This window comes from Cardiobacteriaceae bacterium TAE3-ERU3 (assembly GCA_019218315.1).
In the GTDB taxonomy this organism is placed as follows: Bacteria; Pseudomonadota; Gammaproteobacteria; order Cardiobacteriales; family Cardiobacteriaceae; genus JAHUUI01.
On sequence record JAHUUI010000002.1, the window covers coordinates 82585 to 107558 of the forward strand.

24 protein-coding genes and 1 tRNA gene are annotated in these 24974 nt (G+C 46.8%); 1 reads left to right on the forward strand and 24 read right to left on the reverse strand.

Translation table 11 applies throughout. From position 1 onward, the window contains the following. Positions 1-2: 2 nt before the first annotated feature. The 14 genes from pstC to rnt form a co-directional block, all read right to left on the reverse strand. Positions 3-1376 carry a phosphate ABC transporter permease subunit PstC gene (pstC, locus tag KRX19_03790; protein ID MBV7434141.1) on the reverse strand — a complete coding sequence of 458 codons (1374 nt, stop codon included), beginning with the start codon at positions 1374-1376 and terminating at the stop codon, positions 3-5. Between the two features lie 126 nt (positions 1377-1502). Next, positions 1503-2522, reverse strand: a complete 1020-nt coding sequence (locus KRX19_03795; protein MBV7434142.1) for a substrate-binding domain-containing protein — start codon at positions 2520-2522, stop codon at positions 1503-1505. 121 nt (positions 2523-2643) lie between these two features. Continuing rightward, positions 2644-3009 (reverse strand): HIRAN domain-containing protein, encoded by a 366-nt coding sequence (locus tag KRX19_03800; GenBank protein MBV7434143.1) that lies wholly within the window; start codon positions 3007-3009, stop codon positions 2644-2646. Positions 3010-3362: 353 nt separating this feature from the next. Beyond that, positions 3363-4010, reverse strand: coding sequence for an OmpA family protein (locus KRX19_03805; protein ID MBV7434144.1), 648 nt, complete (start codon positions 4008-4010; stop codon positions 3363-3365). Positions 4011-4090: 80 nt separating this feature from the next. Further along, on the reverse strand, positions 4091-5140 hold the full coding sequence (queA, locus tag KRX19_03810) for a tRNA preQ1(34) S-adenosylmethionine ribosyltransferase-isomerase QueA (GenBank protein ID MBV7434145.1): 1050 nt from the start codon (positions 5138-5140) through the stop codon (positions 4091-4093). Continuing rightward, positions 5141-6058, reverse strand: coding sequence for a tRNA pseudouridine(55) synthase TruB (gene truB / locus KRX19_03815; protein MBV7434146.1), 918 nt, complete (start codon positions 6056-6058; stop codon positions 5141-5143). A 2-nt stretch (positions 6059-6060) separates the two neighbouring features. Further along, the gene (rbfA, locus tag KRX19_03820) at positions 6061-6465 is read right to left on the reverse strand and encodes a 30S ribosome-binding factor RbfA (protein ID MBV7434147.1); all 405 of its coding nucleotides are present in this window, start codon (positions 6463-6465) and stop codon (positions 6061-6063) included. After that, entirely contained in the window at positions 6465-9101 is a 2637-nt protein-coding gene (gene infB, locus KRX19_03825) for a translation initiation factor IF-2 (protein MBV7434148.1), read from the reverse strand. The genes rbfA and infB overlap by 1 nt, the downstream gene beginning before the upstream one ends. 20 nt (positions 9102-9121) lie before the next feature. Next, complete coding sequence (nusA, locus tag KRX19_03830) at positions 9122-10612, reverse strand: transcription termination factor NusA (GenBank protein MBV7434149.1); 1491 nt, start codon at positions 10610-10612, stop codon at positions 9122-9124. Positions 10613-10621: 9 nt separating this feature from the next. Beyond that, positions 10622-11101 (reverse strand): ribosome maturation factor RimP, encoded by a 480-nt coding sequence (locus KRX19_03835; GenBank protein ID MBV7434150.1) that lies wholly within the window; start codon positions 11099-11101, stop codon positions 10622-10624. A 76-nt stretch (positions 11102-11177) separates the two neighbouring features. Further along, a tRNA-Met gene (locus KRX19_03840) sits at positions 11178-11254 on the reverse strand. A 97-nt stretch (positions 11255-11351) separates the two neighbouring features. Beyond that, on the reverse strand, positions 11352-12920 hold the full coding sequence (gene guaA / locus KRX19_03845) for a glutamine-hydrolyzing GMP synthase (GenBank protein MBV7434151.1): 1569 nt from the start codon (positions 12918-12920) through the stop codon (positions 11352-11354). Position 12921: 1 nt separating this feature from the next. Further along, the gene (gene guaB, locus KRX19_03850) at positions 12922-14376 is read right to left on the reverse strand and encodes an IMP dehydrogenase (protein ID MBV7434152.1); all 1455 of its coding nucleotides are present in this window, start codon (positions 14374-14376) and stop codon (positions 12922-12924) included. 82 nt (positions 14377-14458) lie between these two features. Continuing rightward, a complete protein-coding gene (gene rnt, locus KRX19_03855; protein ID MBV7434153.1) occupies positions 14459-15088 on the reverse strand; it encodes a ribonuclease T in 630 nt (209 codons plus the stop codon). 279 nt (positions 15089-15367) lie between these two features. On the opposite strand from rnt, the gene gdhA reads away from it, so the two are divergent. Then, positions 15368-16693 (forward strand): NADP-specific glutamate dehydrogenase, encoded by a 1326-nt coding sequence (gene gdhA / locus KRX19_03860; GenBank protein ID MBV7434154.1) that lies wholly within the window; start codon positions 15368-15370, stop codon positions 16691-16693. Between the two features lie 339 nt (positions 16694-17032). Here the strand turns inward: gdhA and KRX19_03865 are convergent, their stop codons facing one another. The 10 genes from KRX19_03865 to sufC form a co-directional block, all read right to left on the reverse strand. Beyond that, entirely contained in the window at positions 17033-17677 is a 645-nt protein-coding gene (locus KRX19_03865; protein ID MBV7434155.1) for a hypothetical protein, read from the reverse strand. Positions 17678-17989: 312 nt separating this feature from the next. Continuing rightward, on the reverse strand, positions 17990-18994 hold the full coding sequence (locus KRX19_03870) for an amino acid ABC transporter substrate-binding protein (protein ID MBV7434156.1): 1005 nt from the start codon (positions 18992-18994) through the stop codon (positions 17990-17992). Positions 18995-19019: 25 nt separating this feature from the next. After that, complete coding sequence (grxD, locus tag KRX19_03875; protein ID MBV7434157.1) at positions 19020-19349, reverse strand: Grx4 family monothiol glutaredoxin; 330 nt, start codon at positions 19347-19349, stop codon at positions 19020-19022. A gap of 76 nt (positions 19350-19425) precedes the next feature. After that, complete coding sequence (locus tag KRX19_03880; protein ID MBV7434158.1) at positions 19426-19782, reverse strand: DUF59 domain-containing protein; 357 nt, start codon at positions 19780-19782, stop codon at positions 19426-19428. Continuing rightward, positions 19783-20292, reverse strand: a complete 510-nt coding sequence (locus tag KRX19_03885) for a ClbS/DfsB family four-helix bundle protein (GenBank protein ID MBV7434159.1) — start codon at positions 20290-20292, stop codon at positions 19783-19785. Positions 20293-20294: 2 nt separating this feature from the next. Continuing rightward, a complete protein-coding gene (locus tag KRX19_03890; GenBank protein ID MBV7434160.1) occupies positions 20295-20735 on the reverse strand; it encodes an SUF system NifU family Fe-S cluster assembly protein in 441 nt (146 codons plus the stop codon). 42 nt (positions 20736-20777) lie between these two features. Continuing rightward, on the reverse strand, positions 20778-21815 hold the full coding sequence (locus KRX19_03895; GenBank protein MBV7434161.1) for a virulence protein RhuM/Fic/DOC family protein: 1038 nt from the start codon (positions 21813-21815) through the stop codon (positions 20778-20780). After that, positions 21815-23020: a SufS family cysteine desulfurase gene (locus tag KRX19_03900; GenBank protein MBV7434162.1), complete on the reverse strand. Its 1206-nt coding sequence runs from the start codon at positions 23018-23020 to the stop codon at positions 21815-21817. The genes KRX19_03895 and KRX19_03900 overlap by 1 nt, the downstream gene beginning before the upstream one ends. Next, positions 23013-24170, reverse strand: coding sequence for a Fe-S cluster assembly protein SufD (gene sufD, locus KRX19_03905; GenBank protein ID MBV7434163.1), 1158 nt, complete (start codon positions 24168-24170; stop codon positions 23013-23015). The genes KRX19_03900 and sufD overlap by 8 nt, the downstream gene beginning before the upstream one ends. 9 nt (positions 24171-24179) lie before the next feature. Continuing rightward, a complete protein-coding gene (gene sufC, locus KRX19_03910; protein MBV7434164.1) occupies positions 24180-24950 on the reverse strand; it encodes a Fe-S cluster assembly ATPase SufC in 771 nt (256 codons plus the stop codon). Positions 24951-24974 lie beyond the last annotated feature (24 nt).

The following is a 24974-nucleotide window of genomic DNA, read 5'->3' on the forward strand; positions in this document are numbered from 1 at the left end:
CTTTATTCGTATTGTTCGCGGTATTTCTTCACGATATGCAGCGCGAAGACGTTGAGCAGGAAAGTAATGACAAACAGCGTTAAACCAAGCGCAAAGGCTGAAAGCGTTTTCGCTGAGTCAAACTCCTGATCGCCGGTGAGCAGGGTCACGATCTGTACGGTAACTGTGGTGACCGCTTCGAACGGGTTGAAGGTGAGGTTGGCTGAGAGTCCCGCAGCCATGACCACGATCATGGTTTCACCAATCGCGCGAGAGGCCGCAAGAATCACCGCACTGACGATGCCGGGCAATGCAGCAGGCAGCAGCACGCGCTTAATGGTTTCGGATTTGGTTGCACCCAAGCCATAAGAGCCTTCACGCAGGCTTTGCGGTACGGCGTTGATAACGTCGTCAGAAAGCGAAGAAATAAATGGAATAATCATGATCCCCATGACGAGCCCCGCTGCAAGCGCACTTTCAGAAGCAACATCAAGCCCGACTGATTGCCCTAGTGAACGAACCAGCGGTGCGACAGTCAAAGCGGCAAAGAAGCCGTAAACAACCGTTGGGATACCGGCGAGAATTTCCAGCATGGGTTTTGCCCAGCCACGGATCTTGCTGGATGCGTATTCAGAGAGATAAATGGCTGAAAATAGCCCAATAGGCACGGCGACCAGCAGTGCAATCAGTGAGATAAGCAGGGTGCCGGTGAGCAGCGGGATCACGCCGAACGAACCAGAACCGCCGACTTGACCTTCGCGCAGTGCGGTTTGCGGGTTCCAATGGGTGTTGAAAAAGAAGTCCATTGGTGAGACTTTGCCGAAAAAGCGGATAGACTCGAACAAAACCGAAAGGATGATGCCGAAAGTAGTCAGTACAGCAATACCTGCGCAAGCAATCATCAGCCAACGTACAAATTTCTCAACTTGGTTACGTGCACGAAAATCAGCTGTGCTGCGTTTAAGTGCATAAAACGCACCGCCAGCCATCAAGATAATCGCGATGATCGTGCGGTAAAGGCCCAGCTCGGCCTCAATACTTTGATAGCCTTCTGCTATGGGCATGAATTTGTTGCTGATGCTCGAAGTGGCACCAGAAAGGTAGTTACCGACGGCATTGGCAGCGAGTGCCTGCATACCTGCATTTTCAATGCCCGCATTGAGCATGAGCGCATTTAACTTATTGCTGAGCATGACGTTGCTGACTGGTAGATAAACCAGCAAGAACAATGCGACAGGTGCAAATACCCAAAGAAAAGCGTAACTGCCGTGATATTGCGGCATTGAATGAATGTTGTGATCGCGGCGATAGCCCACTGCGCGACTGCGTGCGACCCAGTAACTGATCGCACCGATCAGTGCAGCGATGCCTAGCAGCTGAAGATTGGATAGATTCATGATGACTTCCAAATCAAAGTGGAGGATAGGGCGCTATTTAGCGGTTGCTTTAAGTATAAATAGCCACCCATATTTATGACAAAAGCGCCATCGAAACGGCGCTTTTGTTCAGCAAAGGCAGGGAAATTAAAGTGCTTCAACTTCGCTGCGAACTGCTTCGAGCTCATCCCCACTCAAAGGAACAAGGCCGTTTTGCTTGAGGTAGCCATTCGCGCCACTCGCATCTTCTGATACGAATGCACTGACGTATTCTTTCAAGCCAGGAATAACGCCGATGTGGTCATTCTTGACGTAGAAGAACAGCGGACGTGACAATGGATATTCACCATCAGCAATTGCTTCAAAAGTTGGGGCAACACCATCGATTTTGCTGCCTTGTACCTTATCGGTATTCTCTTCAAGGAAGCTGTAACCGAAGATGCCAAGGGCAGCAGGGTTAGCGACCAGCTTGTTAACAATCAGGTTGTCGTTCTCGCCAGCTTCGATGTAAGCGCCATCTTCACGCAGACCGTGGCAAACTGCTTTGTGCTGCTCTTTATCCATCGCTTTGATGAATTCGAAGGTATTACAACCACCTTCCATCGCCAGCTCAGCGAAAGCATCACGCGTACCTGAAGTTGGAGGAGGGCCAAGCACTTCGATGTTCTGGTTAGGCAGGTCGCTATTCACATCAGCCCAAGTCTTGTATGGATTGTCTACCAGCGTTTCGCTGCCATCAGGATTTGGTACTTTTTTGGCGAGCGCGAGGAAAATTTCTTGCTCACTAAGATCAAATTGATCAGCTTGCTTGCTGTTGGCGATAACGATGCCGTCATAACCGATTTTGACTTCGGTAATGCCTTCAATGCCATTAGCCTTACAAGTTTCAACTTCACTATCTTTAATTGCACGAGAAGCGTTGGTGATGTCTGGATTGCTTGGGCCAAGGCCAGCACAGAACAGCTTCAAGCCACCGCCTGAACCAGTTGATTCGATTTTAGGGGTCTTAAAGCCGCTGGTTCTGCCGAAGCGTTCTGCGACCAAAGTCGCAAAAGGATAAACAGTTGATGAACCAACGATGCTGATGTAGTCACGGCTGGCTTGTGCATAAGCACCTGTAGAAACAGTCATGGCTGCAACAGCAGCGCTCAGGATGATTTTCTTCATGGATTTACTCCGTGTATGTAAGCGTTCACGGAGCAGTCTAGGTGTGAAATGTTTCTGTTTTGTTTCACATCTTATTTTTTGTTGGGCACGAACCCAGACTGTTTGTAACCCATGATGAATGTTAGATATTTTCTTTAAAATTGGCTGCGGAACAAGGATAAATATTGAGCTTTACCCAGCGTCTTTCGTTGGCGGCGGGGTCAATCTCGGTAATTTTGGCACAAATGCATTTGTGTCTTTTAAGCAGCTTGCGCACATTTTTAGCCTCTTCACTCGGGATGTAGCCAATTTTATTGTGCCGCCACTCAACCATGATCGCATTAGGATCATGTGGATTACCGGGTTCTTGTACCAAATCCAAAGTATCACCACGATCCATAAACTGGACGAGATCATTTGCTCGATAGTATTGCAAGCCAGCGATCGGCACGCGCTCAACGATAGGTTGTGGTGCAGGGCGGAAAAACTTGCGTAAAAAAGACAGCATGGCCACTCCTCTTAAATTAAATACCGTGGTTTGAATATCACTTCTAAGGATAAAGACCTCGAGCGAACCAGATGACGCATCAATTAATGTGTGTCCATCAAGTAGTGGAAAAGTATCATAACAAATTGTTTATTATTAAGCATAAAATCTATTTTTTTGATATATGTTTAAAAGTCAGTTGTATATGATGTCACACGCTGTGAGTATAGCTTGTATTTCTTCGTAGAATATATATTATGTTAAATTTATGCTGGATTAGGCTTCAGTTCAGATAGTTTTTCTCCTCTATAAATTTACAAGAATACAAAAAGAGCTGCATGTGCAGCTCTTTTGATGCGATATACGGGCTAATTTTAATAAACTGGCGTATATGCAGCTTGAGGGTTGCGCTCATCTACCGCACGGATAAAGATTTCTACACGGCGATCACTTGGGTTGTTTTGGCTGGTAGCAAAGCGTTCGCCATAGCCCTGAACGACCAAACGCTGTGGATTAACACCACGCTGTATTAAATACTGTGCTGCATTTTGTGCACGTTGTTGTGACAACTGCAGGTTGTATTGATCAGTACCACTACCATCTGTGAAGCCATACACATGCACAATGGTGTTTGGATATTGCTGGAGTGTTTGTGCAATTTGGCTAAGCGTATTGTACGCCTGCTGGTTTAGCTGGCTTTGGTTGGTAGCAAACAGTACGGAATCAGGTATATTGAGCTGCAAAGTGCCTTGGTCAACACGGTTGACATCAACGCCAGTGCCTTGCATTTGTTGCTGTAACTGGTTTTGCTGCTGATCCATGTAATTACCAACCAAGCCACCAGCCAAAGCACCTACTGCGGCACCAACATAGCGGCCATTGTCGTCATTAACCTGATGCCCTAATACGCCACCAGCCACTGCGCCAAGTGCTGTACCAATTGCGGCATTTTGGTTTTGTGAACCAACGCAGCCAGTCAGACCAAATGCAATTGCGCTTGCCAATAAAACAGATTTTTTCACTTCTATAATCCTCTATTAGTTAAATAATTCGATTTAGGTTAACACAGCAAGTGTATGTGGATGTTAACTAATTGCAATAATTAATGTGGTGCGATGCGATCAATAAACATTGCATCGCCATAGCTGTAAAAGCGGTATTTTTGCTTGATTGCATACAGGTATGTATCGCGAATATTATCAACTCCAGCAAAAGCGCTTACTAGCATCAATAAGGTGGATTCAGGCAAATGAAAATTGGTGAATAATGCATCGACGCAGTAAAATTGATCGCCTGGCGTAATAAACAAGTTTGTATCACCGACGAATGGTTGTAATAAACCACTTTGGGCTGCGCTTTCTAAAGCACGTAAGCTGGTTGTGCCAATGGCAATGACTCGCCCCCCTTTTTTCTTGCAGTCGTTTACAGCTTTAACTGTCTCTTCACTGACTTGTAACCACTCCTCGTGCATGATGTGTTCGTCCAAATTTTCATGGCGAACTGGCTGGAATGTTCCTGCTCCAACGTGCAAAGTGACTTGAGTCGTTGCAATACCTCGCGCATCAATGGCATCGAGCATTGCCTGATCAAAGTGTAGGCCTGCTGTCGGTGCAGCAACAGCTCCGGGAACAGCGTTATAGACCGTTTGGTAGCGCTCATCATCAAGTTTTTCAGCATCACGATCAAGGTAAGGTGGGATTGGCATTTCGCCAGTTTTACTAAGTAAGTCGTGCCACGGCGTCGTGCTATATAAAGTAAATAATGCATCATCTCGCCCTGTTACCGTCACTTGGTAGCCATCGATATTGAGTTGGCTATCAGATTTCGGTGATTTCGAGGCACGAATATAGGCGCGCACTTCATGAGCTGATTTGACCCGCTCAATGAGGATCTCGACTTTGCCGCCACTTGCTTTGCAGCCGTGAAGGCGAGCAGGCAAAACTCGGGTATTATTGAATACCAACAAGTCGTTGTCGTTGAGTAAAGAAATAAAATCAGTTACTTGGTGGTCATGTAGGTCTGCACTGTGCGCTGAGATTGGATGGACATGCAATAAACGACTGGCGCTACGCTGCGCTAATGGATAACGGGCGATCAGTTCGTCAGGCAAGTCGTAAGTAAAGTCTGATTTTTTATATTTTTGTTTGCTCATTTAGCATTGTTCCGTTAAAGCACATAAGCGTTCGGGGTATGCACGCCCTGCAACAATTTTGCCGACACCAAGCAAGTTATTCTGATGGTAAAAGGCATATTCATCGTCTGGATAACTGCTTGATATTTCAACGTCATTACCATGGCGGAAAAAGCGCAATTTTTCATCTGGAATATTGGCTTTAGGTAACGTACGTACGCAGTCATCAAGTGGCAATAGCAGCTGATCCAGTGCGGCGTAATCTTCCTGTTCTCGTAATGAAGATAACTCACGTATATCGTGAAAATTTCCGATCAGTGATCCAACACCGCAGCGACGTAATTTAACTGCATGCGCAGCACTATTAAGCTCACGGCCGATGTCGCGTACCAATGCACGAATATATGTTCCCTTACTGCAAGAAACGCGTAAAGTCGCCATATTTTGATTATGCTCAAGCAAATCAATGCTATTGACGGTGATTTCTCTTGGCGTCATTTCTGGCAACTCACCCTTGCGCGCTAAATCGTAGGCTCTTTGCCCTGCAATTTTCAATGCAGAATAAATGGGAGGCGTTTGTAATTGTTTGCCGTGAAAACGCTGCAGTATATTTGGCCAGTCTATTTCGTTTTGCTGTGGGATATAAGCTTCGCGGATAACTTCACCAGTGAGATCATCCGTATCAGTTTCACTACCAAAAGCCAGTGTTACTTCATAGCTTTTATCTGCATCAAGCAGAAAGCGACCAAATTTGGTCGCTTCGCCCAGTAGTATCGGCAGTAATCCTTCAGCAAATGGGTCAAGCGTACCGCCGTGCCCCGCTTTCTGTGCGCGATAAATACTGCGTACACGTTGCATTGCCTGATTACTTGACACCCCTACTGCTTTGTCAAGCAGCAAGATACCGTTAACCGCCCTACCTTTGCGCCTGCGCGCCATGGTCAGTGACTACCTGATTCCTGTGAATCACTTTCAGATTGCTTGTCATCGTCAATATCTTTGACTAAGTCTTCAAGCAATCCTTCCATTTTCGCACCATACTCAACTGATTCATCGTAATAAAACTTCAGTTCTGGCATTTTACGAATACTTAAACGCTTGGCGAGATAGTGTCGGAACTGCCCTGCTTTATCGTTGAGTGCTTGCACCAATTCTGCGCGTTCGTGCTCATTATCAAGCACGTGCGTGACATAGACCTTGGCGTAAGCCAGATCACGAGTGACACGCACATCAGTGAATGACAGCATGGTAGCGTGTGGGTGATCGAGTACGTCACCCACAGCTGAGGCCAGATCACGGCGCATTTGTTCGCCAATGCGTTTGGTTCTGTCTACACCTTTAGGCATTACAGACTCCGCTCAACGCTGACGCGCTCGTAACACTCAATTTGGTCGCCCACTTTGACGTCGTTGTAGTTCTTAACGCCGAGGCCACATTCTGTACCGGCACGCACTTCTGCAACGTCATCTTTAAAGCGGCGCAATGATTCAAGCTCACCTTCGTAGATAACCACGTTATCGCGCAGCACGCGAATCGGGTTAGAACGCTTCAGTACACCATCTTCAACGATACAACCGGCAATCGCACCAAGCTTTGACGAACGGAATACATCGCGAACTTCTGCAACACCAATGATGTTCTCCTGAATTTCAGGTGACAACATACCTTGCATCGCATCACGAACCTGATCAATCGCTTCGTAGATGATGCTGTAGTAACGCAGGTCAACACCCTCTTCTTCGATCAGCTTCTTCGCATTGGATTCAGCACGAACGTTAAAGGCAATGATGATCGCTTCAGACGCTATTGCGAGCTGAGCATCAGATTCTGAAATACCACCAATACCAGTTGAAACGATATTCACCTTGACTTCATCGGTAGACAATTTGACTAATGAGTCAGACAACGCTTCAACGGAGCCCTGAACGTCAGCCTTGATCATCAAGTTAACGGTGTGAACTTCACTATCGCCAACATTATTGAATAGATTTTCCAGTTTTGCCTTCTGTTGGCGGGCAATTTTGACTTCTTTAAACTTGCCTTGGCGGAAGTTGGCAATTTCACGCGCTTTACGCTCGTTCTCAACGATGACGACATCATCACCAGCATTTGGTGTGCCTGAAAGGCCTAAAATCTCAACCGGTGTTGATGGCCCTGCTTCATCAAGTTCGTTACCATGCTCATCAAGCATTGCACGAATACGCCCATATTCCATACCAGCAAGAATAATGTCACCTTTTTTCATCAAGCCGGCTTTAACCAGAATTGTTGCGACGCTACCGCGGCCACGATCAAGGCGTGATTCAACGACTACACCTTTACCAACGCCAGTTGCAGGAGCTTGAAGCTCAAGGATCTCTGATTGAATCAATACTTGCTCAAGCAAATCATCAATGCCTTCACCAGTTTTGGCCGAAACATGGGCAAATAAATGCTCGCCGCCCCAGTCTTCAGAAATAATACCGTGCTGTGAGAGTTCAGATTTAACTCTATCAGGGTCAGCTTCAGGCTTATCCATTTTGTTGACTGCAACAATCAGCGGAACACCTGCTGCTTTTGCGTGCTGTATAGCTTCAACCGTCTGTGGCATAACCCCATCATCAGCTGCGACGACAAGGATAACCACATCAGTAACATCAGCACCGCGCGCACGCATTGCTGTAAAGGCTGCGTGTCCCGGGGTGTCGAGGAAGGTGATTTGTCGCCCGCCATCAGTAGTCACGCGGTATGCTCCGATATGCTGGGTAATACCGCCAGCTTCACCAGCTGTTACCTTGGTGTTACGGATATAATCAAGCAATGAAGTCTTACCATGGTCAACGTGACCCATGATCGTTACAACCGGTGCGCGTTCAGCCATCTCGCCTGCATTTTCATCTGCTTCAGCAAAGACCTGCTCTTCGAGTTGGTTTTCTTTGAGTAACACGTATTTATGGCCAAGTTCCTCCGCCACCAGAGCAGCAGTTTCTTGATCAAGAATTTGGTTGATGGTGACCATTGAGCCCATTTTCATCATTGCCTTGATCAAATCACTGGCTTTGACGCTCATTTTTTGTGCCAATTCGCCTACAGTAATCGTCTCAGGAATACGGACTTCTTTACTCACTGGCGCTACCGGCTTTTCAAATTTACCACCTTTGCGCTCACTACGACCCTTGGCTTGGCCACGGCCACCACCACGGCGATCATCGTCATTACCACGAACAGCACGCTTTCCTGAACGGTCGCTTTTGCTGCCATGATATTGCTTATCTTTGGCTTGAATATGGAAGCGAGTCTCTGCTTCTTCTTCATAGCCTTCACGCTTTTTGACGTCTTCAAGTGCGGCCTGGCGCTCACGCTCAAGTTGCTCTTTTTCTTTGGCAGAACGTGCTTCACGTTCTTTTTGCTTACGCAGCTGCTCTTCAGCATTGGCTTTTGCTTCTGCTTCTTCACGCGCTTTGCGGTCTTTTTCTTGCTCAGCAAGCTGAGATTGGAATTTCTCTTCAAGCTTTTTGCGTTCGCTCTCGGCTTTTGCTTCTGCTTCTGCTTCTTTCTCTTTGCGTTCTTTGCGCGCTTTCTCTTCGGCAATGCGCTGACGCTCTGCTTCTTCAGCTTCGCGGCGCTCTCGCTCCTCGTTATCGCGCATTACTTCGCCCTGCTCCATGCGCTTCTTTTCAGCCATTTGCTTGGCGATTTCCAGCGGGCTGAGCTTCTTCTCGGTTGCAGCAGCGCTAGCAGTTTTCTTGGATTTTGCTGACTTGCCAGCTGCTGGTTTACGTGCTTCTTTGGGCTTTTCTGATGTTTTTTTCGCGTTGTTACTACGCGGCGACATACTTAGTTTGCCAGATTTACGGCTCTGTAAATGTTTAGTCAGAGCAACTTTCTGCGCTGGCGACATTGTTTGATCGGCATCGCTGACATCAATCTGGGCTTCTTTGATCAGATCCAGTAAGCGGTTTACCGGGATTTTGAGTTGTTTTGCTAATTCTGCGACAGTCATATGACCTCCCTTTGCTTACTTCAAGATTGACGGAACCATGGCTCACGAGCCTGCAGGATAATTGCCGATGCCTGATCTTTATCAAGGTCAGTCATGTCAACTAATTCATCCACTGCCAATTCGGCAAGGTCTTCCTGCGTGCTGAGGTTGTGCGCCGTTAGTTGCTCCACCACATTTTCGGGCAGATCCATCTCACTAATTGGTGTCTGCATGTCTTCTTCTGGGTCACGCCCGGCAACAAATGCCTGAGTGAGTAAATAATCGGTTGCTCGCTCAAGTAACGCATCAACTAAACCATCATCAAACGCTTCGATCGCAAGAAGATCATCACGATCTGCATAAGCAATATCTTCAGCGCTTAAATAACCGGCTGCAGTAAGCTCGTTGGCAATATCTTCTTCAAGGTCAAGCATTTCAGCAAGCTTGGCTTCCTGCTCATCTTGCTCAGCTTCTCTACGAGCGTGGAACTCGGTTTCAGAAAGGACATTAATATGCCAGCCTGTCAGTTCACTCGCAAGACGGACATTTTGCCCACCACGACCAACTGCCTGCGGCAACTTGTCTTCCGCAACAGCAATATCAATGATCTTTTCACCCGGGTGTACCCGAGAATTGAGAATATTGGCTGGAGCCATAGCCTTACGCACATATTCTTCAGGGTCTTCATCCCACAAGACAATATCAATGCGTTCGCCATTTAATTCATTCATTACACCTTGTACGCGTGAACCACGCATACCAACGCAAGCACCAACAGGGTCGATCCGTGGATCAAAGCTGCGTACAGCAATCTTGGCGCGTTGACCCGGATCACGTGCAGCACCCATGATTTCAATATTACCCATATTGATCTCAGGCACTTCGAGCGTAAACAGCTCAATCAGTAACTCAGGAGCAACACGGCTAATTTGCAGTTGTGGGCCTTTGAGTTCACGATTAACCTTGACCAAATAGCCACGGATACGATCACCATTGCGCAAAGGCTCGCGTGGAATCATGTCTTCACGCAGGATTGTTCCTTCAACACCGCCGATATCGACAATTGCGTTACGACGTTCGTGACGGCGAACGATACCATGAACCAATTGCCCTTCTTTCTCAATAAACTGCTGATAGACTTTTTCACGTTCAGCTTCACGCAGTTTTTGGATGATGATTTGCTTGGCTTGCTGTGCACTGATACGGCCAAAAGGCTCGTTCTCAATCTTTATTTCATAGATATCGCCAGCCTTGAGGTTTTCTTCAGGCAATTCGATCTCGGCAACACTTTCACGCATCTCAGCGTCAGGGTTTTCTAGCATCGCTTCATCATCAACAATGTGCCAAACTCGGAAGGTCTCATATTCACCTGTGCGCTGATTGATGCTTACACGAGCTTCAATATCTTCATCTTGATGACGCTTGCGTGTTGCAGCGGCAAGAGCAGCCTCCAGTGCTTCAAAGATCACATCGCGATCAACATCTTTTTCGTTGGCAACAACTTCAACAATTGCCAGTAGTTCTTTGGCCATGACTGCTCCTCAATCTTCAAAAACAGGCACGAGACGCGCCTTGTCAATATTTGTGAATTCTAAAGTTACGCGCTGCTGTTCCTTGCTGTGCGTAAAGACCAACTCAACTGTACCTGCATCAACATCCACTTCAGCAATTTCGCCAGTGAATTTACGTTGACCCTGAATGGCCTGATGGGCGTTAAGTTTGACTGGTTGGCCAATGTAGCGAGCAAATTGCTCAATAGTGTACAGCGGGCGATCAACGCCAGGAGAAGATACTTCTAATGTGTACATAGTTTTTATCGGATCTTCTACATCCAGCAATGGATTGATCTGCTCGGTGACAGCAACAACATCTTCCATGCTGATACCGCCGTTAGGGTTATCGACATAGATGCGTAAAATTGCATTGTGAGAGTTGTGGTGGTACTCCACGCCCCACCATTCGTAGCCCATCGACTCAACAGTCGGTTTGCACAGTTCGGTGACCAGTTCTTCGCGTGACACGGATACCTCCTCAATGATTGTCTTACCTGAGTTTAGGCAAGAAAAAAGCCCTTTAAAAAGGGCTTTTAAAAAAACTTGGAAGCGGGAGCTGGATTCGAACCAACGACCTTCGGGTTATGAGCCCGACGAGCTACCAGACTGCTCCATCCCGCATCGACTAGGTGGCCTATTATAGAGATTTTCGACTCTGATGCAAGCTCTTTGGCGAAAAAAATACCACTAATAAGCCACTGGGTTGAATTTTATGGAATTACTCCCACTCAATCGTCGCAGGTGGTTTACCTGAGACGTCGTAAACGACGCGAGAAATACCATTTATCTCGTTGATAATGCGGCGCGAGACTTCATCGAGGAAGTCATAAGGGAGGTGAGCCCAGCGAGCAGTCATGAAATCAATCGTCTCAACTGCGCGCAAAGCGATCACATAATCATAACGGCGCCCATCCCCCATCACCCCAACAGAGCGTACTGGCAGGAATACGGCAAATGCCTGTGAAGTTTTGTCGTACAGATCGTGCTCGCGTAATGCTTGAATGAATATTGCATCAGCACGCTGTAACAAAGCTACATATTCAGGCTTTACCTCACCCAAGACACGAACCCCCAAGCCTGGGCCTGGGAAAGGATGACGATAAAGCATGGCTGGTGGCAATCCGAGGGCAACACCCAATTCACGCACTTCATCCTTGAATAGCTCACGCAGTGGCTCAAGCAGCTTGAGTCTCATATGCTCAGGCAGCCCGCCAACATTGTGGTGTGACTTGATGACGTGCGCTTTACCAGTTGCACTACCAGCTGATTCAATGACGTCCGGATAAATGGTTCCTTGTGCCAGCCATTTAACGTTTTCAAGCTTGGCAGCTTCTTCATCGAAGATCTCAACGAACAGGCGACCTATAATTTTACGCTTTTGCTCAGGATCAGCTTCTTGAGCCAAAGCATTAAAGAAGCGCTCTTGAGCATTGACGCGGATAACATTAACGCCCATATTCTCGGCAAATACGGCCATTACCTCATCACCTTCATTGAGGCGCAATAGCCCCGTATCAACGAAAACGCAGGTTAATTGTTCACCGATGGCTTCGTGTAGTAATGCCGCAACTACTGAGGAGTCAACGCCTCCTGATAGCCCGAGTACCACGCGATCATTGCCAACTTGCTCACGGATAGCCACGGTATTTTCTTCAATGAATTTTCCGGTCGTCCAGTTTGGTGTGCAGCCGCAGATGTCAATGACAAAAGCACGCAGCATCTCGCTACCCTGTGGCGTGTGGGTGACTTCAGGGTGGAATTGCAAGCCAAAATAAGGTTTCTCTTTATGCGCAATAGCAGCAATTGGCGCATTGGGCGATGACGCAACGATACGCATATCATCTGGTAATGCAACCACATGGTCACCATGGCTCATCCAAACGTCCAGACCTTGCTCTGTATCAAGTGGATTGAATAAAGCACAATCGCTGATGTCATTAATTCGAGCATAGCCAAATTCTTGTTTGTCGGATGTTTCGACTTTGCCCCCCAGCTGCACAGCGAGCGTCTGCATGCCATAGCAAATACCCAGTACAGGCACACCCAGTTCAAATACCACATCGGGTGCTCTCGGCCCCCCATCAAGCGTGGTGCTTTCTGGTCCACCAGACAGAATAATACCTTGTGGTGCAAAGTCACGAATGGCTTGTTCAGCAGCATCCCAAGCATAAATCTCGCTATACACGTTTGCTTCACGTACCCGACGTGCAATCAATTGTGTGTATTGTGAGCCAAAATCGAGGATCAGAATTTTATGGGCATGTAGCCCGTTGGCGTTTTGGGTCATCTTAACTTCTTTGATAATTAGGTGGTTCTTTAGTAATAGTTACGTCATGTACGTGTGATTCTTGCACACCAGCATTGGTAATCTTGACGAACGTCGGTTTACTGCGCATTTCTGCGAGATCGTGGCAGCCAACATAGCCCATTGATGAGCGCAAGCCGCCCATTAATTGCTCAATTACACCTGCCAAAGAGCCTTTGTAAGGTACGCGCCCTTCTATACCTTCAGGAACCAGCTTTTCAGCTTTTTGGCCGGACTGGAAGTAACGATCAGATGAGCCTGCAGTCATAGCACCTAGTGAGCCCATACCACGATAAGCTTTGTACGAACGGCCTTGATAAAGCTCAACTTCGCCGGGCGATTCCTCAGTACCTGCAAGCAAACCACCGACCATAATTGCGTTAGCACCTGCAGCAATTGCTTTGGCAACATCTCCAGAATAACGGATACCCCCATCAGCAATGACGGCAACGCCACGCTTTTGCATTGCTTCCGAGACGCTATCTATAGCGCTGATTTGAGGAACACCGACGCCGGCAACGACGCGTGTTGTGCAAATTGAACCCGGGCCAATGCCAACCTTAACAATATCTGCTCCGGCATCAGCAAGTGCTTCAGCAGCTTTTGCTGTAGCGATATTGCCCGCCATGATGGCCAGGTCAGGGTAGCGCTTGCGCAACTCGGCCACTTTATCAATGACGCCTTTAGAGTGCCCGTGGGCAGTATCAACCGTAATCAGATCGACACCAGCATCAATCAGTAGTTCAATACGTTCATCTGCATCACCACCAGGACCAATAGCCGCACCAACGCGCAGGCTTTCATTTGAATCTTTACACGCATTAGGATAATCACGTGCGCTGCGGATATCTTTAACGGTAATCAGGCCGCGCAGTGCAAATTCATCATCAACGACAAGTGCCTTTTCAATACGGTGTTTTTGCAGCAGTGCTTTGACTGCTTGAGAACTTTCGCCCTCACGTACAGTGACGAGCTTTTCTTGCGGTGTCATGACCTCACGAACCATTTGACTGTCTTCTGCGTAGCGAATGTCACGGCGCGTGACAATACCTACCAGTTTGCCGTCTTTAAGAACTGGCAGACCAGAAATACTGTGTTCACGGGTAATTTGACGAACATCCCCTACCGTGTGGTCAGGTGAAGTAGTAATTGGGTCACGAATGACGCCTGATTCAAAGCGCTTGACCTTGCGTACTTGCGCAGCCTGTTCGGCAGGTGTCATATTTTTGTGAATGATGGCAAGACCACCGAGCTGAGCCAAAGCAATGGCAAGACGTGCTTCAGATACGGTATCCATTGCAGCTGCCAATACTGGAATATTGAGTGTAATACCGCGAGCGAGTGGGACAGTTAAATTGACATCACGTGGCAGTACGTCGGAAAAATCCGGTACAAGCAGAACGTCGTCAAAAGTTAGGGCTTCTTCGATGATGCGCATGACGCCTCCGAGCTATAAGAGGCGGCATATTTTAACTGATCAACAGGCAATCACAAAGTCAAACAATTGACTTCCTCACATACTATTCTTCAGAGGGGATGACGCTACCGACTTTTTCCTGCCAAGTATTGACGATCTTACAAAAAATATCTGCTGTCAATTCGGTGTCGTACTTTGCACCATGTGCGCGCTTGTTGTCGTATTCAAGCCCTGCATGGCGTGCGATACGTGCGAGAACCGTCTGCCCATATGCCAGCGCACCAAGCGAGACTGTATCCAATGCGCTAAACGGGTGAAATGGATTGCGCTGATAATTCGTGCGTCGAGCCAAGGCATTGATAAAACCGAGATCAAACTGCGCATTGTGGCCTACGAGGATCGTACGCGTACATTGTTGTGCCTTTTGGTATTCGCGGATTTGGCTGAACAACTTATCTGCAACCTTTTCTTCCGTCCAAGCCGGTCGCAAAGGATGATATGGATCAATACCAGTAATCTTTAAAGATTCAGGGTCAATATTGGCGCCTTCAAATGGCTTAACGTGATAATGCAACGTCGCTTTTGGTTCCAGCATGCCGTCTTCATTAAAATTCACGAACGTTGCAGCCACTTCAAGCAACGCATCTTTGACGGGATCAAACCCGCCGGTTTCAACGTCAACAACGACCGGCAAAAAACTGCGGAAGCGCTGACTGATAAGCATCTCGCTCATTACAATTCATTCTGTGTAAAACAACGGGCATTCTAACGCGTCCTGCGTCGCTAACCAACTCGCATTATGCTTTTGTCTCAAAAATCGTGATTTATACATCATTGCCATAGAGTGTTATGTGTTTATTTAGCTGTAGATTTTTATCATTCATCTTAAATCCACCAGAAAATACCATTTATCAACATTTTTTTACTAACGGTCATTTTTAAAAAATAACAAAGTGATAAAATAAATTTTTTCACCTTGCCTAGGAGGTAGATTGTGGGTAGCAGCAAAAATATTGATGATTTTCTCTTGCAAATACAAAAGCGTGATCCGGACCAAAGTGAGTTTCAGCAAGCTATTACTGAAGTATTTCAGTCATTGAAGCCATTTTTGGCCGACAACCCTATTTATACATCACAGGGATTACTTGAACGCATGGTCGAGCCGGAGCGTATTATCCAGTTCCGCGTGGCGTGGACGGATGATAATGGTGACGTTCAAGTTAATCGCGGCTATCGAATTCAATTCAATAGTGCTATTGGGCCATTTAAAGGGGGCTTACGTTTTCACCCATCAGTCAATTTATCCATTCTCAAGTTTCTCGCTTTTGAGCAAACTTTCAAAAATGCCCTGACTACTCTGCCAATGGGGGCTGGCAAAGGTGGCTCGGATTTTAACCCTAAAGGTAAAAGTAACAATGAAGTTATGCGCTTTTGTCAGGCATTTATGGCAGAGCTATATCGCCATCTAGGCCCTGATACAGATGTCCCTGCTGGTGATATTGGTGTCGGTGCCCGAGAAGTTGGCTATCTCACAGGCATGATGAAAAAACTCTCCAACCAAACCGGCTGTGTGTTCACCGGTAAAGGACTTAGCTTTGGCGGCAGCCTGATTCGCCCAGAAGCAACCGGTTATGGATTGGTTTATTTCACGGAAGCAATGCTTAATCATCGCAATGATGGCCTCAATGGCAAAACAGTTGCCGTATCAGGCTCTGGTAACGTTGCCCAATATGCCATTGAAAAAGCCATGCAGCTTGGTGCGAAAGTCGTCACATGCTCGGATTCCAGTGGTACTGTAGTTGATCCTGATGGATTTAATGAAGAAAAAGTTGCAGCGCTCAAGAAAATCAAGAATGAGGACTATGGCCGCGTTGAAGATTACGCGAAGCAATATAATCTCAAATACCATGAAGGTAGTAACCCGTGGAGCGTAAAAGTCGATATCGCCCTACCTTGTGCGACACAAAATGAGCTCAATGCAGGTGATGCACAATTGCTGATTGATCATGGTGTGAGGTTGGTTGCCGAAGGTGCAAATATGCCTTGTACCAACGATGCTATTGATAAGCTGCATGCCGCTGGAGTCATGTTTGCGCCGGGAAAAGCAGCTAATGCTGGCGGCGTCGCGACATCCGGGCTTGAAATGTCACAGAATGCCCAGCGTCTGGGCTGGACCCATGAACAGGTTGATAAAAAGCTCCATCAAATCATGCTTGATATCCATAGTGCTTGCCTCAAATATGGAGAGCAAAAAGGCAGCATTAATTACGTCAATGGTGCAAATATTGCTGGTTTCGTCAAAGTTGCCGATGCAATGCTGGCACAAGGCGTTTATTAAAGCTTTGCTGGCTCATATCTCTGTAACTGGTGGATTACTCCGCCAGTTACTTAATGATGTATAGCCATCATGAAGGTATGAATTTTTCCTTACTGATAGCTGAAATGTATTTGATTTGAAAATACCTATAAAGTTAAATAAATAGGATTAGCTCCAGGTAATTTGAGCGTCGCTAACTTAGAGTAAACTCTCACCATTCTTAATATTCAATTTCTATATTCTGAAAAGGAGTTTATGCCTATTTTTGCGGAGAATTGTGGCTGAGCAATCTAATAATGATTACTGTAAAAGTAGGTTGATATTGATAAAAGTAAAATGACAAAATAGAAAGAGTGCTCTTTATTGAAGCTCAGCTTTCTGGCTGTTTTCTGTGACCAACTTTTTATCAATTAATATGCCGCCTTTTCCCTTGGATTTAAAGCGAGCAAGTTCATCAAAGATCTGAGGCATATTATTGTAAATACATTGGCGAGCGATCTCGTATACGCAGCTATCCCAATCTTCAAGAAACGCTATGATGACATACCATAATGCTTCTAAATCTCCATATTTAACAGGAGAAAATTTAGAATCTTGATAGGTGTAAAAACAGGCCGGCGGTGAATCAATCGTCAAATTTTTAATATCTGGATCGATATCAATGCCTCCATTAGCAGTCAAAGTAGCCATTACATCAAAGTGGAACTTGATATCACCGTAATATTCGCTTGGGCAACAATAATTCATCTTAACCCGGATATCCATATCCGTTTTCTCACTGTTTGGCTTCAATGTTAACGTCAATTCCGGTAACTCTTCCTTATCAAGGCGATAAGAAATAATCTCTCCCACATCTTCTTCTTTAAGAACCGGAATTTTAAAAAGCGTTATAAGCTGTTCAATAATTTCTTCGCCATATAACCGTATTGCTTCTTCCAAGTGGTTAAAAAGATATCTGACCATATCTTGGTATTCCTTACTGGGCGGTGGACGTTTAAATCTCATCGGTTTACCTCCCGCACCACATCAAAGAGTTGATCTTTTATGCTATGTAACTGCGGGCTTTGTACATTGGTATGCGGCATGTACTCCCCTTGTTATTAATTGATCTGCAAATGCGCCATTATAATCGCTTGGCTATAGTTATTGACTAAAGGATACCCGTGCCGAAATACCTCTCCAGCCCATAGCTATCTTTTCTTTCTTCTTAATAGGCCAAAATATTTGTTCTTTAGAATAAATGATGGAAAAAATTACTATAAACAAAAAAGAAGCGGATCATATGATCCGCTTCCAGGCTTTGATGATTATGTAATTTTAACGCAGTGGTGGCGCGTACATGATGCCGCCATTATTCCAAAGGTTGTTCAAGCCACGCTCGATCTTCAGGGGTGAATCCTTACCGACGTTGCGAGCAAATGCTTCGCCGTAGTTACCAACATTGGCAACGATGCGGCGGCAAAAGTCCTGACTGACGCCAAGCTTTTCTGAGCCATTGGCTTCTTCGCCCAGTAAGCGGCGGAGATTTGGATTATCGCTACCAAGCTTGCTTTCAACGTTTTCCTGAGTCACGCCCAATTCTTCAGCATTAACCATGCAGTAGTGTGTCCAGCTTGCGAGGTCTTTGAATAGTGGATCATCTTGGCGTACCAATGGGCCTAGTGGCTCTTTAGAAATAACTTCAGGCAAAATAACGTGTGCCGATGGGTCTGCGAGTTGGTCCCGCTGCACATACAAGCCAGAAACGTCCGAAGAATAGGCATCACAACGACCATTGTCGTAAGCTGTCTTTACTTCTTCTGATTTTTCAAAGATCACAGGATTATATGTCATATCGTGTGAGCGGAAGTAATCAGCCATATTAACTTCTGTACTGGTACCTGTATTGGTACAGATAGAGGCACCGTCAAGTTCATTAACACTGTCAATGCCCAGGTCCTTACGCACCATGAAGCCTTGGCCATCGTAGTAGTTGGTGCCGATGAAGTCGAAGCCAAGATCTACATCGCGCGAGAGCGTCCAAGTTGTAACACGCGCAAGCACATCAATATCGCCCGCTTTGAGGACTGTGAAGCGCTCTTTCGATGATGTTGGGCGGAAAGATACTTTGTTCGGGTCATCAAAGATGGCGGTTGCCAGTGCGCGGCAATAGTCAACGTCTAGCCCTTTCCACTGTCCATTTTCATCGGCAACAGAAAATCCCGGTAGTGCTTGGGTAACGCCACAGCGCAGTTCACCACGAGATTTGATATCGTCTAACGTGCTAGCTTGTGCTGCACTGGCTGCTGCGAGGATTGCAGCGCTAATGAGGATTTTTTTCATAAGTTCCTTTGGGTTTAGGGAATATTTAGGATTCTTGCTCAGGCCATTCTACGTCTTTGAGCATATCAGCTAATTCACCGCTTTCATGCATTTCAACGATGATATCGCAGCCACCAACCAGCTCTTTATTGATCCACAATTGCGGGAATGTTGGCCAATCAGCATATTTAGGCAGTTCGCTGCGAATTTCAGGATCCTGCAGAATATTGACGTATGCAAATGGTTGACCTTCCTGCTTCATACATTCAACAGCTTTAGCTGAAAAGCCACACATTGGAAAATCCGGTGTGCCTTTCATGTACAACAGTACGGGCGTGTTTTCAATCTGGTCCTTAATGCGTTCAATCGTGTCCATAGTTACCTCTTGAGTAATTTAGTTTAGCGGTAGCTGACTGTGCAGCATAATCATTTGTGGTTATAGCCTTATAACCTTAAATCATATTGAGTTCAATTTTAGCGCGCAGGCTCATCATATCCATACGCCATGGTGGATCCCATTCCATCTCTACGGTGCATTGTTCCACACCATCCACACCTTCAACCGCGTCGCGCACCCAATCCGGCATGATACCGGCCACAGGACAACCTGGAGCTGTAAGCGTCATGCGTACCTCGGCATTGCCGGTTTTTTTATCGTAGACAATATCGTAAATCAGCCCAAGTTCGTAGATATCTACCGGTATTTCAGGGTCATACACTTCTTTTAGCGCAAGGATAATATCGCGCTCAACGGGCGTAAGGGTTGGGTCTTCGATGTCTTTCTGGAAGGGGACTTCATCTAGTTCCATTTATGCTTCCTGTGTTGTTTTTAGCCATTTACGCAGTCTTGTGCGTGCATTCTTGTACGGCGATGATGTGTTAAATTGAATCATGCGCCCCATTGTCCAGTCGTTATACCACGGTTGGTGATAAAGTTCGTCATCACTTTTGCTGTTAATCAACGCAACCAGCTTCTTCACAGTACCATCAAGCCGCTGTTGTCGTGCCACAAAATCCAGCCCATCATAATCTGCATAGAATTTCTGCGCCAGTAGGCCAAGCTGATTCCATTTATAACCACTTTCGGGGAAATCGACTGCTTCACCTGCATCTTTTAAGCAGTGCCATTTGAGTACCAGTTCGCCCCAGCCAATCAGGTAGGCAAGCAAATCGTTGACACTCATCATTGTGCCCTTAGCATGCCCTTCAAGGCTGCGCTCTGTAGCACGTAAGGGGTCAACGCGCTGTATATCCTGACGCAAACGGTCGTAATGGGTGTGGATTTCGGCCAATAATTCGGCTTTGCTTTGTGGCACCATGGTTATTCTGTTTTAACGACGTCCTGATTATTCAGTGCTGCATCAAGTGTGTGCCATGCCAGTGTTGCACATTTTACCCGCGACGGATAATCACGTACCCCAACCAGTACCGCGAGTTTACCCACGCTATCCGGCACCTCATCCTGACCGGTAACGACATGGTGAAATTCATCGTACATGGCGCGGAATTCTTCGAGGGTTTTGTCGCGTGCCAATTCGGTCATCAGCGAAGCAGAGGCCTTAGAAATCGCACAACCGTCACCGACGAAACTCAAGTCCTTAATCACGCCATCTTCGACCTGCGCATACACTTTCAGGTTATCACCACACAAAGGATTGTGCCCTGTCGCACTATGCGAAGGCGCTTCCAGCGCATGGAAATGGCGCGGCTTTTTGCTGTGGTCGAGAATGACTTCCTGATAAAGTGATTTTAAGTGATTCATAGCGTTATTCCTTGATTAGCACATGGCTTGTTGCTAACCATTTTAATGTAAATTATCTTTTGTTTCAGATATGGTGGCGATAAAGTGCTCAATCAAGCGAATCATCAGTGTTTTTTGTTCAGGTTGGCTTTCTGCAACCAGCAATGCCAACGCAACCAATGTGTTGTCGTTAATCAGTTGCTCGACGGGCTTGCGCAGCAAATGCTGGTTACTACGCAGATAGCAGAGAAACAAAAATGAGCCAATGCGCTTGTTACCATCGACAAAGGGATGATTTTTGATGATGAAGTAAAGCAAATGCGCGGCACGGCTGGCCACGTTTGGGTATAGCCATACGTCACCAAAGCCCTGCTCGATACTTGCCAATGCAGCTTCGAGTCCATCACCACGGCGTTGTCCGAACAATTCCGTTGCCTCGTTTTTATCGAGCAATGCCGCTTTGAGTTGAGCGATGGCTTGCAAAGCTGCGCTTAATTCAAGGGACTGCATGTCGTGCTGGGTATATTTGCTTTCACCCAGGCTCTGCTCATCATAGCCTTGCAGCAGACTCCAGCTACGTGCGTAATCCTGCACCACGGCAATTACTGCCTCACCGGCATCGCTGACTAATGCCTGATTGGTCAAAGTGCGTGACAGCAAGCTCACTGCCTGCTCGTGCTCGATACCACGTTCGGTAAGGCGGCGTTGATTCAGGGTATAGCCTTCAACCAAATGTTGCTTGAGGGTTCGCGTAGCCCATTGCCGGAACTGTGTCGCACGGCGCGAACTGACACGGTAGCCAACGGAAATAATCGCATCGAGGTTGTAGTGCTTGCGCTTTCGCTTGACCTCTCGCCCACCCTCAACTTGAACTTGTAAGAAATCCTTACAAGTTGCCGCCTCTTCCAACTCCCCTTCGGCAAACACGTTTTTCAAGTGCATGGTGATGTTCTGTGGCTTAACCTCAAACAACATCGCCATCTGTGCCTGCGTAAGCCATACCGTATCTTCATCCAACGACACAGATAGCTCTATTTCACCATCCTCACTGGTGAATAGCTGAATGCAGTTTTGTTCGTCTATATCATTGGACGTTGCCATTAGGCAAACAATTCCTGTGTGGCTTTAATGGCGGCGAGAAGTTGGCTAATGTCTTCACGCTTGTTATACGCTGCAAATGATGCACGAATGGTCGCTGGAATACCAAAAAAGCGCATTACGGGCTCGGCGCAATGATGCCCAACACGCACGGCCACGCCCATTTGGTCAAATACCGTACCTGCATCGTGCGGATGCACACCGTCGAGAGTAAAGGAAATCACGGCTGCTTTGTGTGCAGCCTGTCCGATGATGTTTACGCCTTCGAGCTTACGCATTTCAGCTTCGGCTTCGGCGCGCAATGATTCTTCATGCACGGCTAGTACATCAAGCCCTTGTTCTTGTACCCAGTCAATTGCAGCACCTAAACCGATTACTTCAACAATTGGCGGTGTGCCAGCTTCAAATTTATGTGGCACAGGTGCATATTCGGTTTTCTCAAAAGATACCGATAAAATCATGTCACCGCCGCCCTGATACGGTGGCATAGCATCGAGTAAGTTTTTACGCCCGTACAAAATACCAATACCGGTAGGGCCATAGAGCTTGTGCGCGGAAAAGACGTAAAAATCACAGCCCAATGCCTGTACATCGACGGGTAAATGCGCAATTGCTTGCGCACCATCAACAATGGTGATTGCACCAGCTGCTTTGGCCTGTGCAATCAGAGGCGCAATATCGTTGATCGTACCAAGTGCATTAGATACATGCGCGATACTAAAGATTTTGACGCCATCTAACAATTTGGCAAAATCATCGGTAATCAGCTCACCATTTTTATCCATCGGTACTACTACCAGCTCAGCACCAAAGCGTTGGCAGGCGATTTGCCACGGTACAATATTGGCGTGATGTTCCATTGCGGTGATCAGCACTTTATCGCCCTGCTTAAGCGCATACTGGCCAAGGCTAGAAGCCAATAAATTCAGCCCATCAGTCGTGCCTTTGGTAAAAACGATGTCATCAGCTGATGGGGCATTAACAAATGCGGCAACTTTTTTTCGCACCACTTCGTATTGCGTGGTCAATTGTTGGGAGAGTAGATGCACACCACGATGGATATTGCTGTAATCCTGGCGTAAGCAATGATCCATCGCTTCGATAACAGCCAGTGGCTTTTGCGTACTCGCGGCACTATCCAAAAAAGCAAGGCGCTGATCGTGTATCCGCTGCGCGAGTACCGGAAACTGCCCAGAAACGTCAAGCATGGTCTATTTCACCGCTGATTTCTTCGGCTGCAGCTTCACCGAGCCATAAGTCGCTAATTGCTTTGTGCAGTGCCTCGGAAATGCCTTCATGCTCAACAACAACTGCTTCATGTAAGAAACTCAAAATCAAGATTTTTTTTGCCGTTTCTTTGTCAATACCGCGGCTTTGCAGATAAAACAATGCTTCGGGGTCAAGGAAGCCGACCGTTGAGCCGTGTGCACATTGCACGTCATCAGCATAAATTTCCAAGCGTGGTACGCTGTGTGACTTAGCACTACGGCTTTGCAAAATATAGCGACTATCCTGCTCGGCATCAGTCTTCTGTGCACCATGTGCAACATAAATCATGCCGTCAAAAATACCGAATGACTCATCGTCAAGTGCACCACGAACCACTTGCTTACTGGTGCAGTTCTCCGCTAAATGGCTAACATGGATGTGGTAATCACCAATTTCATTTTCTTTCAAACACTGCACACCACCAAAGGCAAAGTGCCCTTCATCACCGTGCAAACTCGCACTCACATCAAGGCGAGCTAATGCACCACTGTGCACAATACCATTAACGCGGACAGTAGCGCCCGCCTGCTGATGCACGAGAATATGGCCAATCTGTGCGCTATCTTGTGCACCATTAAACCACAGCACTGCATCGCACTCGGCATGCTCGGCAACTTCAAGATGGATTATCGGGCATTGTGCGCCTGCTTTGCTCACGCCAGCGTCAAGCCATAATGCTGCTTTTGCCGATTTACCGCATTCAATATGTACACGCGAAAATTGCATCGTACGGCGGTGCTGATCAATGTTGATCGCGATTGGCTCATCACTATTGAAGTCATCAGGAATCGTAATACGCAATGTATCATCAAGCACTGCGAGGTTGAGCGCTGCGAATGGTGCGTCAGCTGTCTTCAGCCATACAGCGCAAGCACCCTGCTCACTCGATTCATCAACGCCTTCTGGTACGCTGACCTGATAGTCTGCTGCTTCAATGCGGCGTTCTATTCCATATAGCGTGTGTAATGGCGTCCAGCGCCAATCTTCAACGCGCTTGAGAGAGCCGTAATCAAACCATGATTGCCATGCTTGTTCTGCAAGATCATGGCTTGCCAATGCGGGCTTATCTGTAAACAGTTTTTGCGTCATGACGCCTCCTTATGAGCGCGCCGCGCCGGTTTCTGCACCACGGAAATCCTGATAGCCACGTTCTTCGAGTGACAATGCCAATTCTTTACCGCCGCTTTCAACGACCTGACCATTGACCAATACATGCACAAAATCCGGCACAATATGGTTGAGCAAGCGCTGGTAGTGGGTGATGACCAAAAATGAACGCTCAGGGCTGCGCAGTTCATTAACACCATCTGAGACGACTTTCAGTGCATCAATATCCAGCCCTGAGTCTGTTTCATCAAGTACCGCAAGCTGTGGCTCAAGCACAGCCATTTGCAGAATTTCATTGCGCTTTTTCTCACCACCTGAAAAGCCGACGTTGACTGGGCGGCTCAAAAAACTGTCATTCATTTTGACTGTTTTCATGCGCTGTTGTAGCAACTCATAAAATTCCATCGCATCCACTTCAGGTTTACCCTGATACGCCCGCTTGGCATTGAGCGCTGCTTTCAGGAAGTACATATTGCTCACGCCGGGGATCTCAACCGGATACTGGAACGCGAGGAATAAGCCGGCACACGCACGGATTTCCGGATCCATATCGAGCAAATCTTGCCCCATATAAGTGATGCTGCCTTCGGTCACTTCGTAACCCTCACGGCCAGCAATTACATTTGCTAGAGTGGATTTACCTGAGCCATTAGGACCCATGATCGCATGGACTTCACCAGCGCCAATCTCAAGATTGACCCCATTTAGAATTTTTTTGCCGTCTTCTTCAATTTGGACGTGTAGATTTTCAATTTTTAACATTATTCAGGACCTTATATTTTGTTC

Excerpts from the sequence above, each read along its gene's own strand:
- sufD (MBV7434163.1), bottom strand. The coding sequence starts at position 24,170 with ATGACGCAAAAACTGTTTACAGATAAGCCCGCATTGGCAAGCCATGAT.
- KRX19_03900 (MBV7434162.1), bottom strand. The coding sequence starts at position 23,020 with ATGCTTGACGTTTCTGGGCAGTTTCCGGTACTCGCGCAGCGGATACAC.
- KRX19_03895 (MBV7434161.1), bottom strand. The coding sequence starts at position 21,815 with ATGGCAACGTCCAATGATATAGACGAACAAAACTGCATTCAGCTATTC.
- queA (MBV7434145.1), bottom strand. The coding sequence starts at position 5,140 with ATGAGCAAACAAAAATATAAAAAATCAGACTTTACTTACGACTTGCCT.
- truB (MBV7434146.1), bottom strand. The coding sequence starts at position 6,058 with ATGGCGCGCAGGCGCAAAGGTAGGGCGGTTAACGGTATCTTGCTGCTT.
- pstC (MBV7434141.1), bottom strand. The coding sequence starts at position 1,376 with ATGAATCTATCCAATCTTCAGCTGCTAGGCATCGCTGCACTGATCGGT.
- sufC (MBV7434164.1), bottom strand. The coding sequence starts at position 24,950 with ATGTTAAAAATTGAAAATCTACACGTCCAAATTGAAGAAGACGGCAAA.
- rnt (MBV7434153.1), bottom strand. The coding sequence starts at position 15,088 with ATGAGCGAGATGCTTATCAGTCAGCGCTTCCGCAGTTTTTTGCCGGTC.
- rbfA (MBV7434147.1), bottom strand. The coding sequence starts at position 6,465 with ATGCCTAAAGGTGTAGACAGAACCAAACGCATTGGCGAACAAATGCGC.
- KRX19_03865 (MBV7434155.1), bottom strand. The coding sequence starts at position 17,677 with ATGAGATTTAAACGTCCACCGCCCAGTAAGGAATACCAAGATATGGTC.
- guaB (MBV7434152.1), bottom strand. The coding sequence starts at position 14,376 with ATGCGCATCATCGAAGAAGCCCTAACTTTTGACGACGTTCTGCTTGTA.
- guaA (MBV7434151.1), bottom strand. The coding sequence starts at position 12,920 with ATGACCCAAAACGCCAACGGGCTACATGCCCATAAAATTCTGATCCTC.
- nusA (MBV7434149.1), bottom strand. The coding sequence starts at position 10,612 with ATGGCCAAAGAACTACTGGCAATTGTTGAAGTTGTTGCCAACGAAAAA.
- infB (MBV7434148.1), bottom strand. The coding sequence starts at position 9,101 with ATGACTGTCGCAGAATTAGCAAAACAACTCAAAATCCCGGTAAACCGC.
- KRX19_03870 (MBV7434156.1), bottom strand. The coding sequence starts at position 18,994 with ATGAAAAAAATCCTCATTAGCGCTGCAATCCTCGCAGCAGCCAGTGCA.
- KRX19_03890 (MBV7434160.1), bottom strand. The coding sequence starts at position 20,735 with ATGAATCACTTAAAATCACTTTATCAGGAAGTCATTCTCGACCACAGC.
- KRX19_03795 (MBV7434142.1), bottom strand. The coding sequence starts at position 2,522 with ATGAAGAAAATCATCCTGAGCGCTGCTGTTGCAGCCATGACTGTTTCT.
- KRX19_03880 (MBV7434158.1), bottom strand. The coding sequence starts at position 19,782 with ATGGAACTAGATGAAGTCCCCTTCCAGAAAGACATCGAAGACCCAACC.
- grxD (MBV7434157.1), bottom strand. The coding sequence starts at position 19,349 with ATGGACACGATTGAACGCATTAAGGACCAGATTGAAAACACGCCCGTA.
- KRX19_03800 (MBV7434143.1), bottom strand. The coding sequence starts at position 3,009 with ATGCTGTCTTTTTTACGCAAGTTTTTCCGCCCTGCACCACAACCTATC.
- KRX19_03885 (MBV7434159.1), bottom strand. The coding sequence starts at position 20,292 with ATGGTGCCACAAAGCAAAGCCGAATTATTGGCCGAAATCCACACCCAT.